This is a genomic window from Caballeronia sp. S22 (assembly GCF_964261745.1).
Classification (GTDB): Bacteria; Pseudomonadota; Gammaproteobacteria; order Burkholderiales; family Burkholderiaceae; genus Caballeronia; species Caballeronia jiangsuensis.
The window spans coordinates 245,983-262,755 of the sequence record NZ_OZ180038.1; the positions used below are offsets into that span (position 1 = coordinate 245,983).

The 16,773-nt window shown below is 61.7% G+C and carries 18 protein-coding genes; 10 read left to right on the forward strand and 8 right to left on the reverse strand.

Annotated features, from left to right (window positions below):
* Window positions 1-4: 4 nt before the first annotated feature.
* Complete coding sequence (locus ACEN42_RS27765; protein ID WP_371883741.1) at window positions 5-1,183, reverse strand: alpha/beta fold hydrolase; 1,179 nt, start codon at window positions 1,181-1,183, stop codon at window positions 5-7.
* Between the two features lie 10 nt (window positions 1,184-1,193).
* Complete coding sequence (locus tag ACEN42_RS27770) at window positions 1,194-2,075, reverse strand: LysR family transcriptional regulator (protein WP_371883742.1); 882 nt, start codon at window positions 2,073-2,075, stop codon at window positions 1,194-1,196.
* 126 nt (window positions 2,076-2,201) lie between these two features.
* Between ACEN42_RS27770 and ACEN42_RS27775 the strand changes: the two genes are divergently transcribed.
* From ACEN42_RS27775 to ACEN42_RS27785, 3 genes are all read left to right on the forward strand, one after another.
* A complete protein-coding gene (locus ACEN42_RS27775) occupies window positions 2,202-3,485 on the forward strand; it encodes an MFS transporter (RefSeq protein ID WP_371883743.1) in 1,284 nt (427 codons plus the stop codon).
* A gap of 7 nt (window positions 3,486-3,492) precedes the next feature.
* A complete protein-coding gene (locus tag ACEN42_RS27780; protein ID WP_371883744.1) occupies window positions 3,493-4,362 on the forward strand; it encodes an amidohydrolase in 870 nt (289 codons plus the stop codon).
* Window positions 4,363-4,441: 79 nt separating this feature from the next.
* Entirely contained in the window at window positions 4,442-5,323 is an 882-nt protein-coding gene (locus tag ACEN42_RS27785) for an oxaloacetate decarboxylase (RefSeq protein ID WP_371883745.1), read from the forward strand.
* Between the two features lie 22 nt (window positions 5,324-5,345).
* Here the strand turns inward: ACEN42_RS27785 and ACEN42_RS27790 are convergent, their stop codons facing one another.
* Window positions 5,346-5,645 carry a DUF4148 domain-containing protein gene (locus ACEN42_RS27790; protein ID WP_035499708.1) on the reverse strand — a complete coding sequence of 100 codons (300 nt, stop codon included), beginning with the start codon at window positions 5,643-5,645 and terminating at the stop codon, window positions 5,346-5,348.
* A 260-nt stretch (window positions 5,646-5,905) separates the two neighbouring features.
* On the opposite strand from ACEN42_RS27790, the gene ACEN42_RS27795 reads away from it, so the two are divergent.
* On the forward strand, window positions 5,906-6,196 hold the full coding sequence (locus tag ACEN42_RS27795) for a DUF1330 domain-containing protein (protein WP_035499900.1): 291 nt from the start codon (window positions 5,906-5,908) through the stop codon (window positions 6,194-6,196).
* Between the two features lie 40 nt (window positions 6,197-6,236).
* Here ACEN42_RS27795 and ACEN42_RS27800 read toward each other — a convergent pair whose 3' ends face one another.
* Window positions 6,237-6,959 (reverse strand): haloacid dehalogenase type II, encoded by a 723-nt coding sequence (locus ACEN42_RS27800; RefSeq protein WP_371883746.1) that lies wholly within the window; start codon window positions 6,957-6,959, stop codon window positions 6,237-6,239.
* Window positions 6,960-7,141: 182 nt separating this feature from the next.
* On the opposite strand from ACEN42_RS27800, the gene ACEN42_RS27805 reads away from it, so the two are divergent.
* Window positions 7,142-7,852, forward strand: coding sequence for an SDR family NAD(P)-dependent oxidoreductase (locus ACEN42_RS27805; RefSeq protein WP_371883747.1), 711 nt, complete (start codon window positions 7,142-7,144; stop codon window positions 7,850-7,852).
* 73 nt (window positions 7,853-7,925) lie between these two features.
* Entirely contained in the window at window positions 7,926-8,156 is a 231-nt protein-coding gene (locus tag ACEN42_RS27810; RefSeq protein WP_035499705.1) for a 4-oxalocrotonate tautomerase family protein, read from the forward strand.
* A 58-nt stretch (window positions 8,157-8,214) separates the two neighbouring features.
* Here the strand turns inward: ACEN42_RS27810 and treA are convergent, their stop codons facing one another.
* Both treA and ACEN42_RS27820 read right to left on the reverse strand, forming a co-directional pair.
* Window positions 8,215-9,864, reverse strand: coding sequence for an alpha,alpha-trehalase TreA (treA, locus tag ACEN42_RS27815; RefSeq protein ID WP_238211338.1), 1,650 nt, complete (start codon window positions 9,862-9,864; stop codon window positions 8,215-8,217).
* A gap of 133 nt (window positions 9,865-9,997) precedes the next feature.
* A complete protein-coding gene (locus tag ACEN42_RS27820; protein ID WP_371883748.1) occupies window positions 9,998-10,891 on the reverse strand; it encodes a helix-turn-helix domain-containing protein in 894 nt (297 codons plus the stop codon).
* Between the two features lie 135 nt (window positions 10,892-11,026).
* On the opposite strand from ACEN42_RS27820, the gene ACEN42_RS27825 reads away from it, so the two are divergent.
* From ACEN42_RS27825 to ACEN42_RS27840, 4 genes are all read left to right on the forward strand, one after another.
* Window positions 11,027-11,866 (forward strand): SDR family NAD(P)-dependent oxidoreductase, encoded by an 840-nt coding sequence (locus ACEN42_RS27825; RefSeq protein WP_371883749.1) that lies wholly within the window; start codon window positions 11,027-11,029, stop codon window positions 11,864-11,866.
* 60 nt (window positions 11,867-11,926) lie between these two features.
* Entirely contained in the window at window positions 11,927-13,672 is a 1,746-nt protein-coding gene (locus tag ACEN42_RS27830; protein ID WP_371883750.1) for an FAD-dependent oxidoreductase, read from the forward strand.
* Window positions 13,669-14,004: an NIPSNAP family protein gene (locus ACEN42_RS27835; RefSeq protein WP_371883751.1), complete on the forward strand. Its 336-nt coding sequence runs from the start codon at window positions 13,669-13,671 to the stop codon at window positions 14,002-14,004. The genes ACEN42_RS27830 and ACEN42_RS27835 overlap by 4 nt, the downstream gene beginning before the upstream one ends.
* Window positions 14,005-14,079: 75 nt before the next feature.
* Window positions 14,080-15,462: an MFS transporter gene (locus ACEN42_RS27840; protein WP_371883752.1), complete on the forward strand. Its 1,383-nt coding sequence runs from the start codon at window positions 14,080-14,082 to the stop codon at window positions 15,460-15,462.
* Here ACEN42_RS27840 and ACEN42_RS27845 read toward each other — a convergent pair.
* Both ACEN42_RS27845 and ACEN42_RS27850 read right to left on the reverse strand, forming a co-directional pair.
* Complete coding sequence (locus ACEN42_RS27845) at window positions 15,435-15,971, reverse strand: Ohr family peroxiredoxin (protein WP_371883753.1); 537 nt, start codon at window positions 15,969-15,971, stop codon at window positions 15,435-15,437. The genes ACEN42_RS27840 and ACEN42_RS27845 overlap by 28 nt on opposite strands.
* 22 nt (window positions 15,972-15,993) lie before the next feature.
* Entirely contained in the window at window positions 15,994-16,761 is a 768-nt protein-coding gene (locus tag ACEN42_RS27850) for an SDR family oxidoreductase (RefSeq protein ID WP_371883754.1), read from the reverse strand.
* Window positions 16,762-16,773 lie beyond the last annotated feature (12 nt).

Consider the following 16,773-nt stretch of genomic DNA (forward strand, 5'->3'; position numbering starts at 1 on the left):
CTCGCTAGATCGCGGGCGCATCCTGCCTCAGAAACCGCAGGATGCGGCTGACGACGGTACTCGGCTGCTCCTGCTGCACCCAGTGCCCCGCGCCTTCGATCAGATGCGTCGCGCGGAAATTCGTGCAGGCCAGAACGCGCATCGCTTCGAAATCGCCTGGTCGCTGGTAATAGCCCCAGTCGCTCGCGCCCGCGATGAAACATGACGGCACGTCGATCGTGCATCCCGACCAAAGCCGTAATTCGGCCGCATAGTGCGGGTCTGTGCCGCAGCGATACCAGTTCAATCCGCCCTGAAATCCGGTGCGCGTGTATTCGCTCTCATACACGTTCAAATCCCGATCGGAAAGCCACGCGCATGCCGCGATCTTATCGGCGGCGGGCATATGCTCCGCAACGGTCTGCGGCATCGTCGCATCCGCATTCATCACGTAGTACGTGGGCAGCATCGCGAGTTGATCGGGCGTGACGGATGCAAGCGGATGAGGATGATTGCCCGGCCAGTCCGCGCTCTTGACGTGGTAATACGCGCGCAAGAACGCAGCGAGCCCTTGCGGCGCGTGCCACATATCATCGTTGGCCTGCGCGCCCGAGTAATACCATTGATAATGCTTGCGCGGCGGATCGAGCGATTGGAGCCCCGCCACTGCTTCCGCCATGACCGATGGCGCCGTTTCGACGCGCGCGAGGCTCGCATCGTCCTTCGCGGTATTGAACGCGAATGCGGGCGGCCCCGCGAAAGGCGCGCTCATCATCACGACGGACGCGAACACATCGGGGCGAATCAACGCACACCACGCGGCCACAGGCGAACCGAAGTCATGACCGATGACCGATGCAACTCTGCGATAACCCAGCGCCGAAACGAGGCCGAGCACATCGCGCACGAGGTTCGGAAAATTGAACGCGTCGAGATCGGTATCGAATAGAGCAGCGCCGCCGACCGTGCGTCCATAACCTCGCTGATCGGGTGCGACGACATAAAAGCCCGCATCCGCCAGCGGTTTCATGATCTTGCGCCAGCTATAGGCGAGCTCGGGAAAGCCGTGCAAGAGCACGATGCAAGACCTTTCAGGCGCATCGAATCCGGCTTCGAGCACATGCATCGAAAGTCCGTTGCCGTTGTCGATCATGCGCGCGCGAATGCCCTCCGGCAAAGGCAGATCGTTCGAAATTTCATTCATGCATGTCTCCTCATGCTTCGAGCAAGGCCGCGAAACGATCCGCGAGTGTGGGCCGCGAGCGCATCGGCCATATTGCACTGAGTTCGAAGGGTGGCAGGTTATCGCCGTCGCGCACATCGCAAAAGCGCACGCCAGCGAATTGCAGCGCCGTCACCGATTGCGGCAAAAGCGATGCGCCGCATCCCGCCGCGACGCAAGCGAGCACGGTCAGCGAGCGATTCGCGTCCTGCACGACGTTTGCTTCACAACCTGCCTTACGAAAAGCACTCAGGATGCCCGCGCGGACAACCGGTAACTGATCGCTGGGAAACCACACGAGGCCCGCATCGGAAAGATCCTTCAGGCCGACTTTTCCATCGTCGCCGATAGCAAACGAGAGCGGCAGCACGGCCAGCAGGCGTTCTCTTGCGATCATCTTCTCGCGCATACGCCCGCCCACCGCGACGGGCGTATGCAGCAAGCCGATATCGATCGTGCCTTTCTCCAGCGCGCTCGCCTGCTCCGCATTGCTCATTTCCCTGAGCATGAGTTCGACATTGGGCACTTCCTCACGCAGCGCCGCAATTGCGCGAGGCAAAAGACTGAAAAGCGCCGCCGATGCAAAGCCGATCGTGAGCCGCCCGCCACGTTGCGCGCCGATCTCCCGTGCGCGGTGCGATGCAGCATCGATACGCGCTACGCTCAATCGTATGTCTTCGACGATCGCTTCGCCTGCCGGTGTCAATTTCGCGCCACGGCGCGTGCGCTCGAAGAGCTTCACGCCCAGATCGCGTTCCATGCGCGAAAGGGCCTGGCTCAACGCGGGTTGCGCGATATCGAGCACCTCGGCCGCGCGTGTCACGCTGCCTGCGTCGACCACGGCGAGGAAGTATTTGAGGTTGCGCGTCTCCATGTCGCGAGCATATCAAAATGTTATGAAAAACGACCGTATCCATAGTATGCGAGGCCGCGATTCGTTTCTAGAATGCAGTGACATATTGAACAAGAGCCGGCCCGGCGCCAGCACAGGAGACGCAAGATGAATTGGTACCGTGAGATTTCCACGGCGGAAAAACGCACGCTATGGGGATGCTTCGCAGGCTGGGCGCTCGATGGCGTCGATACGCAGGTATTCAGCCTCGTTATCCCGACGCTCATCGTGACCTGGGGCATCGGCAAGGGACAAGCGGGTCTGATCGGCGGCGCGACGCTCGTCGCGGGCGCATTGGGCGGACTGCTTGCGGGCGTGCTCTCCGATCGCATCGGGCGCGTCAAGGCATTGCAGGTGACGGTTCTCTGGTTTTCGCTCTTCACGTTTCTCAGCGCCTTCGCGCAAAACTTCGAGCAATTGCTCGTGCTCAAGTCGCTTCAGGGACTGGGCTTCGGCGGCGAATGGACAGCGGGCGCGGTATTGCTCAGCGAGACGATTCGCGCGAAACATCGCGGCAAGGCTATGGGCATCGTGCAAAGCGCATGGGGCTTCGGCTGGGCCGGTGCGGTATTGCTCTATACCATCGTGTTCTCATACGTTTCACCCGATTGGGCCTGGCGTGTGCTATTCGCGGTCGGCCTGTTGCCCGCGTTGCTCGTGGTCTATATGCGCCGCAATATCGTAGAGCCGCCGCGCGAATCGAAACCTGTCGAACAAGGTGATGAGCAACCTCGAGGCACGTTCGCTATTCTCGCCGGCATCTTTCATCCGTCGGTATTACGCACGACGATCATCGGCGGATTGATCGGACTCGGCGCGCATGGCGGTTATCACGCCATTACGACATGGCTCCCGACTTACCTCAAAACCGAACGTCACTTGTCGGTGCTCGGCACGGGCGGCTATCTGGCCGTCGTGATTACCGCGTTCATCATCGGATGCTTTGTCAGCGCGTGGTTGCAGGACAAGATCGGCCGCCGGAAAAACGTGATTCTCTTCGCGATCTGCTGCGCGGTCACGGTCAACGTGTATGTGTTTCTGCCTATCGGCGATGTTGCAATGCTGATGCTGAGCTTCCCTCTCGGGCTCTTCTCCGCGGGCATTCCGGCGACGCTCGGCGCGCTCTTCAACGAGCTGTATCCGCAAGGCGTGCGCGGCACGGGCGTCGGCTTTTGCTACAACTTCGGGCGCGTGGTGTCCGCTGTGTTTCCGGTGCTCGTCGGCCACATGGGCAATTCGATGCCGCTTGGACAAGCGCTCGGCATCGATGCGGGCATCGCATATGGACTCGTCGTCGTGGCTGCATTGCTGTTGCCCGAAACGAAAGGCCGTCGCATTGCGACCGTGCCCGCTCAAGCCGCTTCGAGCGAGCGATCGCCCACGCATGTCTGATCTATCCATGATGCATACACTCCACTCCACACTCGCCGACGAGCAATGGCTCGCAACGACGCCCGCGGAAATCGAAGCCATCGACAGTCACGCGCATGTCTTCGTGCGCGGCCTTCCGCTCGCGCCGCATCGCCGTCATGCACCCGATTACGATGCGACGCTCGATGCCTACGCGGATCATTTGCGCGCGAACGGCATATCGCATTCGGTGCTCGTGCAGCCGAGTTTTCTGGGTACGGACAATTCATTTTTCCTCGATGTGCTGCGGCGCTTTCCGCAACGCTTTCGTGGCGTAGCCGTCATCGATTCTTCCATCAGCGATGATGAATTGCGGCATCTCGCGGCGCATGGTGTCGTAGGCATGCGGCTGAATCTGATCGGCCTTGCTCTGCCCGATCTGCGCGAATCTCATTGGCGCGAATTGTTCAGGCGCATCAATGCGCTCGGCTGGCATGTCGAGATTCATCGCGATGCGATCGATTTGCCGATGCTCATTACGCCGCTGCTTGAACAAGGCTGCACGATCGTGGTCGATCATTTCGGCCGACCCGATCCCGCATTCGGCGTCGACGATCCGGGCTTTCGCTATCTTCTGACGACCGCAAGGAGCGGGCGCGTGTGGGTCAAGCTATCGGCGGCTTATCGCAGCGTCCGCGGCGAAAGCGGCGTCGCGATCGGCCAAGCGCTCACGTCCGCGTTGCTCGATTGCTTCGGCGCGGCGCGGCTCGTGTGGGGCAGCGACTGGCCGCATACGCAGCATCAAAGGCTGATCGACTACGAAGCCTCCCGCGATGCGCTCGACCGCTGGATTCCGGACGCATCGCTGCGTACCATCGTGTTGCGCGATTCGGCGCGCGCCCTGTTTCGCTTCGCGTGATAGCCACGCGAGCGCCGAAGCGCATCGCGGGTTAGCATTGCAGACGCCGAACATGAACTCACTTTCCGGACCCGAAGCCATGACCACTTCCTCTTCACGCCGCCGCGCTGCCTTTCGCGAACGGGTCAACGCACGCAGCGCCCTGCTCCTGCCCGGCGCGTTCAATGCGATGAGCGCGCGCGTCGCGGCCGATCTGGGTTTCGAAGCGATCTACATCACCGGTGCGGGCGTGACAAACATGTCGCTCGGCATGCCGGACCTCGGCTTCATCGGCCTCGCGGAAATCGCGGAGCATACGTCGCGCATTCGCGATGCAGTGGACGTGCCCCTCATCGTCGATGCGGACACGGGCTTTGGCAATGCGCTCAATGTGCGTCATGCAGTGCGCACGCTGGAACGCGCGGGCGCCGATGCGATTCAACTCGAAGATCAGGTGATGCCGAAGAAATGCGGCCATTTCGCGGGCAAGGCCGTGATCTCGACGAATGAAATGGCAGGGAAGATACGCGCGGCGGTCGATGCGCGCGAAGACGATAACTTCCAGATCATCGCGCGCACCGATGCGTGCGCGGTGGAAGGCTTCGATGCGGCGATCGAGCGCGCGCGTGCATTCGTCGAAGCGGGCGCCGACATTCTCTTTGTCGAAGCTATCGAAACGCCGGAGCAGATCGCATCGCTGCCGAAGCTGCTCGATGCACCGCAACTCATCAATATCGTGATTGGCGGCAAGACGCCCGTAACGGATCAGGCCGATCTGGCGCGCCTGGGTTTCAGTCTCGTGCTGTATGCGAATGCCGCATTGCAAAGTGCCGTGCGCGGCATGCAGACCGCGCTCGGCGCATTGCAATCGCAAGGACGGCTCGATGAAGATCCGGCAGTTGTCGCGCCGTTCGCCGAACGTCAACGTCTCGTGAACAAGCCGCTCTTCGACGAACTCGACCGCAAATATGCTGCGGACTGAGTCCTTCGCCTGAAGTAACGGCTTATCGCGAGTACATCGCGTTCCAGTCCGATTGCGACACGCGCGCACCGCCCGATTGCGCCGTGCCGTTAGCCGCACCGCCATAAGCCGTCGCGCCATCGCGTGCGGCGAGCTTCGCTTCGGCTGCCTGAATCGCTTCCGGATAGTGAGCCTGATCGCCGTCGCCCACGTGATAACCCACGCTCTGCAATTCGGCGAGTTCCGCACGGACCTGAGCCCGCGTGATCTGGCTTTGAGCAAACGAAGCGACAGGAACGACAAGAACGGTTGCGACGATGGCTGCGCGGATGATCGACTTCATGATGAAACTCCAGTGTTATGAGGTGCCTGGCTTCGAACACGGTGTCGTTCGAAAGCAGTAATGGCAGTCTATGACGCTGGCCTTCACGGGTTAACCCCTAGCGCAAGAAAGCACCTTTCACGGAAACACGCAGAATCGAGCGCGCGGGCGGCGCGGGCATTCGCATTCGAGAATTTGCTATGCTGGCCGCCGGACTGAACGCAATCGCGCATTGCGTTCGCCTCATGGCGCAAAGCGCCCGTCAAACATTGGAGATACAGATGGCAAAAGGATATTGGGTCAGCGTGTACAAGAAGATCATGAAGCCCGAGCAAGCCGCCGAATACGCGAAGATCGCAACGCAAGCCATCGCGGAAGGCGGCGGCCGTCCCCTCGTTCGCGGCGTCGCGGCGATGGCGCAGGGTGAAGGCGCGATCGAGCGCACGGTGGTCATTGAATTCGATTCGCTCGATGCGGCCGTCGCCGCTTATAACAGCGCGACTTATCAGCACGCGCTGGAAGTGCTGGGCGACTCCGTGGTGCGCGACTTCCGCGTCGTCGAAGGCGCTTAACGGCGCTTAAAGTCGCTTCATCGGCCGATGTTATCGGCGCTCAGGCGCCCACGGCATCGGCCAGTTCGTTCATGTCGTTCGCGACGACATCCCAATCGCTCTCGGCTTTCAGATCGATTGTCTGACCTGGACCGCGCTCATACGGACGCGCGATGAACGCAGTGCGCAGGCCGCACTTTCTCGCCGCAACGAGATCGTCGTTATGCGCGGCGACAAGGCAGACCTCTTCCGGCTTCAGCATCAACACATCCGCCGTGCGCAAATAGGCCTGCGGATCCGGCTTGTAAATCTGCGCGATCTCCGCGCCGAGAATCGCATCCCAGGGCAGTCCGGCACGCTTCGCCATATCCACCATCAGCCTGATATTGCCGTTCGAAAGCGGCGCGATGATATGGCGCGCCTTGAGCCGTTGCAGGCCCGCTATCGAATCCGGCCACGGGTCGAGTCGATGCCACGCGAGATTGAGTTCGTCGAGTGCCTCGGAAGCAACAGCTTTCGGATCGATGCCGAAGTCCGGCAAGACATCCACCAGATTCTCGCGATGCAGCACATCGAGCCGCACGAACGATCGCTCGCCGCCGATGATCTTGCGCATCGCGGGCACATAGCGGCTGCGCCATGCATCCGCGAAGGCTTCAGGCGCAGCGCCCGATGCGCCGTGGCGTTGCAGGAACGGCGCGGCCTCGCGCGCGACGCCGCCGCGCCAGTCCACGACTGTGCCGAATACATCGAATACGAATGCTTTCACGTTGCGCAAGGTCACGTGTATCTCCCATTGAATGATTCGTCTGATCGATTCGCCCGCGACGCATTTGTTCCTCGCGTGCAAGACTGATTGTCCATCGCGTGTGTACGCAACGAATCTCGAAGGGCATAAATTACGAGCCATCGGAGCCGTCGGTCCGATCCGCAACAGGCCCAAATCAACATCTATCGAGGTTCATCATGAGCAACGCAAACAAAGTCGCTATCGTCACCGGCGCGTCGCAAGGCATCGGCGCGGAAATCGTCAACGCTTTTCGCGCGCAAGGTTATCGCGTCGTCGCGACCGCCCGTTCCGTTACGCAGCCGGACGATCCGAACGTCATAGCCGTCGCGGGCGATATCGGCGATCGCGCCACCGCGCAACGCGTCGTCGATGCGGCGATCGCAAAGTTCGGCCGCATCGATACGCTCGTCAACAACGCCGGCATCTTCATCGCCAAGCCCTTCACGCAATATACGCAGGAAGACTATGCGGCGTTCCTGAACGTGAACCTGAACGGCTTCTTCAACATCACGCAACTCGCCGTCGAGCAGATGGAGAAGAACAAGAGCGGGCATGTCGTCAGCATCACGACGACGCTCGTCGATCATGCGGTGAGCGGCGTGCCTTCGGTGCTGGCGTCGCTGACCAAAGGCGGCTTGAATGCCGCGACGAAGTCACTCGCGATCGAATATGCGAAGTCCGGCATTCGCGCGAATGCGGTGTCGCCCGGCATCATCAAGTCGCCGATGCACGCGCCCGAAACGCACGAAGCACTCGGCGCGCTGCATCCGATGGGACACATGGGCGAAATGAGCGACATCGTGAACGCCGTGCCGTATCTTGATTCTGCGCCGTTCGTGACGGGCGAGATCCTGCACGTCGACGGCGGTCAAAGCGCGGGACATTGATTGATCGATTCTTCACCGGTTGCGAATGCGCCCTTCGCGGGCGCTTCGCTGTTTCCCACTCAAGGAGATCGCCATGCCGATGGTTACGATTCAGGTCACACGCGAAGGCAGCAAGCCCGGCACGAGTGCCGTCACCGCCGATGAGAAAGCGCAGCTCATCAAAGGCGTGAGCCAGTTGTTGCTCGACGTGTTGAACAAGCCGCTCGACGCCACGTTCGTCGTGATCGAAGAAGTGGAGATGGAGAACTGGGGCGTGGGCGGTTTGCCGGTGCAGGAGTATCGTCGGCAGAAGCAGGCGAAGTAAAGTCGATACCACGGCATCGCCGCATGAGAGGTCACGGCGATGCCTTCGTTGCTCTGTCTTATTGACCCGGCGCGTAAAGGTCGAGCAGCTTCAGCGTGACGCCATTGGTCCATCCGAAGCCATCCTGCAACGGATATTCGCCGCCGCCGCCGCCGCCCGTTCCCTCGCCTTCCACAATGTACTTCTCCACGAGCTTCTGCTGCGTCTTGTAGACGTTATTCACGTCGGCGAGAAAGCGCGTTCCGATCTGCTGCGCGAGATCGCTGCGCCCGTATCGCTTCAGACCTTGAACCGCGATCCAGTGCAATGGCGCCCAGCCGTTCGGCGCGTCCCACTGCTGCGTCGTGTTGTAGGTGGTCGTCGTGAGGCCGCCCGGCTTCAGCAGCATCGCTTCGACTGTCTCCGCTGTCTTGTGCGCGCGATCCGGCCACGCCGCGTTGGCGAAGAGCGGATAAAGCATGGCCGCCGACGGGTTATTGCGCGGTTGTCCGAGCTTCCAGTCGTAGTCGCCGTAATAGCCGTTCTTGTTCCAGAGATACTTGTTGATGCCGACGGCACGCTTCGCCGCGCGTCCGATGAACTCGCCGACGCAACCGAAATCGCGCGCCTCGCCGCAACCGATAGCAATCGTCGTTTCGAGGTGGAACATCAGGCTATTCAGATCGACGGGAACGATCGATGTCGTGCGGATCGTCGCGAGCGTCATGTTGTCGCCGAACCAGCGCGAACTGAAGTCCCAGCCGCTTTCGGCCGCCGCGCGCAGATCGCGATAAACCTCGTTCGCCGGGCGATTCGTAACTTGTTTGGCGGTGGCGACGTCTTCCGAATAAGACTCGTCGCGCGGCGTGTCGCGCTCGTCCCAATAGCGATTGAGCACGGTCTTGTCCGGCAGCATCACGACATTGCGCACTGCGTCGCCGGGCTGCAACGTATTCGCGCCCTGCATCCAGTAACTATGTTCCTTGCGCAACTGCGGCAAATACTTCTGATAGACCCGCCCGCCTTCCTTGTGCGCGGCAAGTTCGACCATATAGGAGAAAAACGGCGGTTGCGACCGGCTCACGTAGTACGTGCGATTGCCGTTTGGAATATGTCCGATCGTGTCGATCAGATACGCGAAGTTATCGAGCATGTCGTCAACGAGATCTTCGCGGCCCGCTTCCTGAAGACCCAGCATCGTGAAATACGTGTCCCAGTAGTAACCTTCGCGAAAGCGCCCGCCCGGCACGACGTATTGCTTGGGCATCGGAATCAGCGAGCTGTTGGGTGGTACGTTGGCGGTCGTCGTGAGACGCGTGAGTTCCGGCCAGAGCCAGTCGATATGTTCGCGCAGCGACTGGTTCGGCGGCGGCGTGATGACCTGATCGGTCGGCGGCGTGAAGTACTGCGCGACGAACGTCTTCAGCGAAAAGCCCGGCACTGACATCTGCTGATGATAGGCCTGCACGATCTGCGCGGGATCGATCTTGGGTGTCGCGTCGACGAAGGTCTTTTGATCGGGATAAATGCCTTGCGTCTGCACGGCGACGAAAAGATCGCCGTATAACTCGCTCGGCGGAGGCGGCAGCGTATAACCGGTTTGCGCGTCCGCATACGCGAGGTTTGCAGCCGCGCTCATGACGAGCCAGCCGCATAGCACTCCGCGTGCCTTGAACTGGAAACGCCGCGACGCCTCGTGCGCCGCGCGATGCGATAACAGTGCGATCATGCTCCCTCCTCAAAAGGATCAGTGAACCGGACTGGTCTCGCTCGGGCCGTTTTTGTTTTGATTGATTCGCAGCACGGCGAAGCATCGCACGCCTGCATGACGGTGGCAACCCTCCGACATCAGTGCGAACAGGCTATTGGATAGCGAGCGCCTTATGCGCTTCGGACTGAAATTGCGTCGGGGTGACGCCGGTCTGCTTGCGGAAATAGCGGCTGAAATATGCGATGTCGGCAAAGCCCAATCCATGCGCGATCTGCTTGACCGACATGCTCGAATAAACGAGATCGCGCTGCGCCTCGCGCACGAGATGTTCATTGATCATCGCGAGCGGCGAGCTCGATATCTCCTCGCGGCAAATGCGTCCGAGCTGCGTGACCGTCATGCCGAGCTTCTGCGCATAGAAATCCACGGGCTGATGCTCGCGAAAGTGCGCGGCCACCAGTTCCCTGAAGCGCTTGATCTGTTGCACGCGCCTTTCCGTCGATGCGACGCTCGGCGCCGACGCACTCTCGCATAGCCGCGCGACATGCACGAAAAGTGCAATCAGCAGCGACATGCCCGCCGCCATGTGTCCACGGTTCGTCGCGCGAAACTCGCGCTCCAGCAATTCGAGGATCGGCATGAACGCGCTTTCCTTCACGGACTGGGCGCTGATACGCGAAAGCCCCGCGCGTTGCAGCACGGGAATGAGCCCCGGCGCCGCGATCGACGCAAGCGCCTCGATCGATCTTTGCGCGACGGTCACGACCAGACCATCGACGTCCGGCGCGAAGTTGAATCCATGCACCGTCTGCGCAGGCAGCACGATGACGCACGGCGGCCGGATATCGATCATGCGGTTCTCGATCAGCACTTGGCCGCCGCCGTCGCGAATGTACAGAAATTGCAAGAGCGCGTCATGACGATGCGCGTCGATATGCCAGTCGTTCGGCGCGCTGCGCTCGGCGATCCACTCGAAGTTGAACGCGTCATACCACGGCGGACGCGCCGATTCTCCGTACAGGTTGTAGTTAGGGATTTTCCTCATGTCGCGCGTCTCCTGATGCACAAATTGTCCTGTCGTCTGCCGCCTTTGTCCAATTTTTTATGCAAGGCCGTGAATATACTTTTTTCACGGGCAAGGCTATCGCGCCTTCGCATCGAATGGACTCAGGAGACAAGGATGACTAATCAGGTCGCGCGGGATCAGACCGCACCGCATTGGCTCGGGCTCGAATCGAGCGTGTGTGTGGTGACGGGTGCGGCGGGCGGCATCGGCCGCGCCATTGCATCGACATTCGCGGATGCGGGTGCTCGCCTCGCATTGCTCGATCGCGATGAAGCGGGTTGCAACGAAGCGGCCGAAACGCTGCGCGCAAGCGGCATTGATGCGATTGCCATTGCCTGCGATATCGCCGATGCGGCCAGCGTGAACCGCGCACGCGATCAGGTCGAGCGAAAGTTCGGCCATGTCGATGTGCTCGTGAACAATGCGGGTTTGTTGAGAGCCGGCGGCATCGAAGATATCCGCCTCGATGCGTGGAATGCGATGCTCGCCGTCAATCTCACGGGTTATATGTTATGCACACAGGCCTTCGGACGCGGCATGCTGACGCGCGGCGCGGGCAGCATCGTGCATATCGCATCGGTGGCGGCGCATCATCCGCAAACCTGGAGCGGCGCATATAGCCCGAGCAAGGCCGGCATCGCGATGCTGTCGCGCCAGATCGCCGCCGAATGGGGCGCGCGTGGCGTGCGCAGCAATACGGTCTGCCCCGGCATGATCCGCACGCCGCTCTCGCAGGCGTTCTATGAGCAAGGCGATGTCGAAGCGCGCCGCAGCGCGATGACCGCGAGCAGGCGTATCGGCGAGCCGCGCGATATCGCGGAAGTCGTAGCGTTTCTCGCGAGCCAGCGTGCGGCGTATGTGAACGGCGCGGAGCTTGCCGTCGATGGCGGCTTCGAATGCATGTTGATGGACCTCGTTCCGCGTCCCGGCTTCGAAGCGCCGCGCACCGCCTGAAACACGGCCTTCCATCTCACGGGTGCGCAACGCGCCCGCTTCCAATCAAAGGACATCATCATGACTACCGTAACGCGGTCGTCCGATCTCGCTTGCGATGTGCTCGTGATCGGCTCGGGCGCCGGCGGCCTTTCGACGGCCATTACAGCGAAGAAGCAAGGGCTCGACGTGATTGTCGTCGAGAAGGAACAATACTTCGGCGGCACGACCGCATTCTCGGGCGGCGTGCTGTGGATACCCGGCAATCGCCACGCGAAAGAAGCCGGGGTTCAGGATACGCGTGAAGCCGCGATTCGATACATGCGTGGCGAGACCGGCGCGATGTACGACGAAGCCGCCGTCGATGCGTTTCTCGACAACGGCCCGCGCATGATCGACTTCTTCGAGCGCGAGACCTCGGTCGAATTCCTGCCGACGCTCTACCCCGACTATCATCCCGATGCGCCGGGCGGTGTCGATGTGGGGCGCTCTGTCGTCGCAAAGCCTTTCGATGCGCGCGCACTGGGCAAAGACATCGCGCGCCTGCGCCCGCCGCTGAAGACGATCACGTTCATCGGCATGATGTTCAATTCGTCGAGCGCGGATCTCAAGCATTTCTTCAACGCGACGAAATCGCTTGCATCGGCGTGGTATGTCGCCAAGCGGCTTGCGAGTCATATCGCGGAGCTCGCGCTCTATAAGCGCGGCGTGCAGATCACGAGCGGCAATGCCCTCGCCGCGCGTCTCGCCAGGTCCGCGCTCGATCTCGGCATTCCGATTCATACGAACACGGGCGCGAAGGAACTCACTACCGTGAAGGGCCGCGTGACGGGCGCGATCGTGATCGCGGAAGGGCGCGAAACACGCATCACCGCGCGGCGTGGCGTAGTGCTCGCGTGCGGCGGCTTCTCGCATGATGTCGCACGCATTGCGAAGGCATATCCTCATGTGCGGCGCGGCGGCAAACATGTATCGCCGGTGCCCGCAGGCAATACCGGCGATGGCGCGCGCATGGCCGAGCGCGTGGGCGGTCGCGTCGATATCCGCTATCCGCAGCCTGCCGCATGGATGCCGGTCTCGCGCGTGCCGCTGAAAGACGGGAAATACGGCGTGTTTCCGCATCTGCTCGATCGCTACAAGCCGGGCGTGATCGGCGTGACGCGCGGCGGCGTGCGCTTCACCAACGAATCGAATTCTTATCACGATGTCGGCGCGGCGATGATCGAAGCATGCCGCGATGAAAAGGAAACGGCGATGTGGCTCATTTGCGATCACGAGACGATCCGCAAATACGGCCTCGGCTTCGCAAAGCCCGCGCCGATTCCGCTCAAGTCCCATCTGAAAAGCGGCTATCTCGTCAAAGGCCGCACGCTTGCAGAACTCGCGCGGCACGCAGGCATCGACGTAACCGCGCTCGAAGCGACCGTGCGCGAATACAACCGCGACGCCGTGGAAGGCAAGGACAACGCATTCGGCCGCGGCACGACTTCGTTCAACCGCTATCTCGGCGATCCCGCGCACAAGCCGAATCCCTGTGTTGCGCCTATCGGCGATGGCCCGTATTACGCGCTCAAGGTCGTGATGGGCGACCTCGGCACCTTCGACGGCATTGCAACGAATCCGCACGGACAAGTACTCAAAGGCAGCGAGCCGATTCCCGGACTCTATGCAGTCGGCAACGATCGCGCGAGCGTCATGGGCGGCAACTATCCCGGCGCAGGCATCACGCTCGGCCCGATCATGACATTCGGGTATCTCACCGGGCTACATCTCGCGGGCCGTATCGACGCGCGCGCGAATTCCAGCGAATTGAGGAGCGCAGCATGAGCAAGCCATTCATCGATCACCGCATCTACACGATCAGGCCGCGCGGCATGGCGGAATTCATCGACGTATTCGATCGTCTCGCGATGCCGATACAACTCAAGTATCTCGGCGCGCCCGTCGGCTTTTATATGAGCGATATCGGCGCGTTGAATCAGGTCGTGCATCTGTGGGGCTACGAGAGCATCGGGGATTACGACCAGCGGCGCACCGCGCGCGACAACGATCCGGAATGGCCCGCTTATCTGCAGGCCTCGGCGCATCTGATCGTCGCGCAGGAGAGCCGCATCATCAGGCGCGTCGAGTTCAGAAGCCTTTCGCCCGCATTGCGTTAGAGCCCGGCATAGCGGCACGAAGAAGGCCGCATCCTTGCGATAGCTTTTTAGATAAATGAATGGAGACATACCGGCATGGAAAAGAACTTCGGGACCATCGAGGTCCAGAGCTTCATCGACGGCGAGCGCTTCTCGCCGTATCAATGGGTCATCCTGATCCTTTGCTTTCTCGTCGTCGCGGCCGATGGCTTCGATACGGCGGCAGTCGGGTTCATTGCGCCGTCGTTGATCGGCGACTGGGGCATCACACGAGCAGCATTGGGTCCCGTGATGAGCGCGGCGCTCGTCGGGCTCGGCATCGGCGCGCTCGCTGCGGGACCGGCTGCCGACCGCATCGGACGCAAGGCGGTGCTCGCGCTTTCCGTGTTCTTCTTCGGCGTATGGAGTCTCGCGTCGGCACAGGCAAGCTCGGTCGAAACGCTGACCGCGTGGCGCTTTCTCACCGGCCTGGGCCTCGGCGCCGCAATGCCCAACGCCGTCACGCTGATGTCGGAGTACGCACCCGCGCGCATTCGTGCCGTCGTCGTCAACACGATGTTCTGCGGCTTCTCAGTGGGCCTTTCGATAGGCGGATTGTGCGCCGCGTGGCTCATACCGCATTTCGGCTGGCCGAGCGTGCTCGTCGCCGGCGGCATCGGCCCGATCGTGCTCACGGTGCTGCTGCTCTTTCTGCTGCCCGAGTCCGCGCAGTTCATGGTCCTGAGAAAGCATCCCGCGCAAAAGATCGCCCGCGTGCTGCGACGCATCTCCAACGATGCGCGTCTCGCCGAAGGCGCACGCATCGCGTTCACAGCCGCCGATACGCGCACGGGCGGCGCGGATAAGTCCGCGCTCGGACTCATCGTCTCGCGTCCCTATCGTTTCGGCACATCGATGTTATGGCTCGCGTATTTCATGGGCCTGTTGATCTTCTATCTGCTGACCAACTGGCTTCCGACGCTTTTCAAGGACGCCGGCTTCTCCGCCGAACGCGCCGCCCTCACGACGTCGCTCTTTCCGCTCGGCGGTATTCTCGGCAACCTGTGTCTGGGCTGGGTGATGGACAAGGCCAATCCGCGACGCGTCAACGCATGCGCCTATGTGCTCGCGGCGGCGCTGGTGCTGACGATCGGACGCGGCGTCGCGGATCAGTTCTGGCTCGCGGTGCTCATCTTCCTGACGGGAACGGCCGTGACGAGCGCGGTCACGTCGATGTCGGCGCTCGCGGCATCGTTCTATCCGACGCGAAGCCGCGCAACGGGCGTTGCCTGGATGCTCGGCATCGGGCGCATGGGCGCGGTGGCGGGCGCGATGACCGGCGGCCTTCTCATGAGCATGGGGTTGCAATTCAGCGCGGTCTTCACGCTGCTCGCGATTCCCGCGTTCATTGCGGCGTTCGCACTGGGCGCGTTGAGCAGGCGCGATGCATCGCGTCAAGCAAACCAACTCGATCAGACGGCGCGCGTGCCTGCCGAATGATCCGTGGCAACGCCATTCGTTGCAAGTGAAACGATATTGACGATGCCCTTGCGCGTCATCTTCGTATAAGGGCAAAAGCGCTCCGTGTTGCGCACGAGTTCTTCCGCTGCCGCGCGTTCGATGCCAGGCATCTGAACGCGCGTGTGCGCGGTGAGCACGAAGAGGCCGTCTATCGGATCGCGGCCGAATTCGACCGTAACGGACACGCTTGCGCCCTCGGCCACGATACCCGCGCGCGCGGCGAGCAAGACCAGCGCGCCATGAAAGCACGCGGCATAGCCCGCGGCGAACAACTGTTCGGGGTTCGTGCCGCCGCCGGGCCCGCCGAGCGCTTGCGGCATACGCAGGTCGAGTTCGAGATTGCCGTCGTCGGAGCGGGCCACACCCGAGGCGCGGCCGTGGCCCGCATCGCCGCCCGTGACGGTGACGGTCGTCGAATACAACGGCTGCACGTCGCGACCTTCATACTTGTCGAGCAGGCTGACGGGCGGCGGATGGAGCGGCTCCATGACGGCCCCTTCTACGAATCGTTCAACGCGCCGCTTGAACCTCGCTCCGGGTCTCTTCGAACCACGCATCGAAATTCACCGCGCCGAGATGCGCTTGTGCGCCTGGCAAGAGCGTGTCCGCCGCGAGTTGCGCGCCGAAGTAGAGCGCGTTCTCGTCGGCGACGACCGTCCTTGCATCGCCCGTCGCCTTGAAATAGCGCTGCATCAGATCAGACAGACGCGACTTCTCCGGCCCCGCGATCTCGACCACACCCTTGACCGGTGCATTGACGGCGCGATCCGCGACGGCGCTTGCTACGTCGCCCGAGGCGATCGGCTGAATATACGCATCCGACAGATGCACCGCGTTTTCATTGGCGCTCGCTTTCGCAATGCCGCCGAGAAACTCGAAGAACTGCGTCGACTGAACGATCGTGTACGGCACGCCCGATTCGCGGATCAGCTTCTCCTGCGCGATCTTGCCGCGAAAATAGCCGCTTTGTGCGAGGCGATCCGTGCCGACGACCGAAAGCGCCACATGATGCGCGACGCCGGCGGCCTTCTCCGCAGCGAAGAGATTGCGTCCCGACGTTTCGAAGAATTCGAGCACGGCCTTGTCTTCGAACGAAGGCGAGTTGGCCACATCGACGACCACGCGCGCATCCTTCAGCGCGTCTTTCAGGCCGTTGCCCGTCATCGTATCGACCCCCGATGCAGGCGACGCCGCGATCACTTCATGTCCGCGCGCACGCAGGTTCTTCACGACCTTGCTGCCGATGAGTCCGCTTCCGCCTATCACTACGATCTTCATGATGTTCTCCTT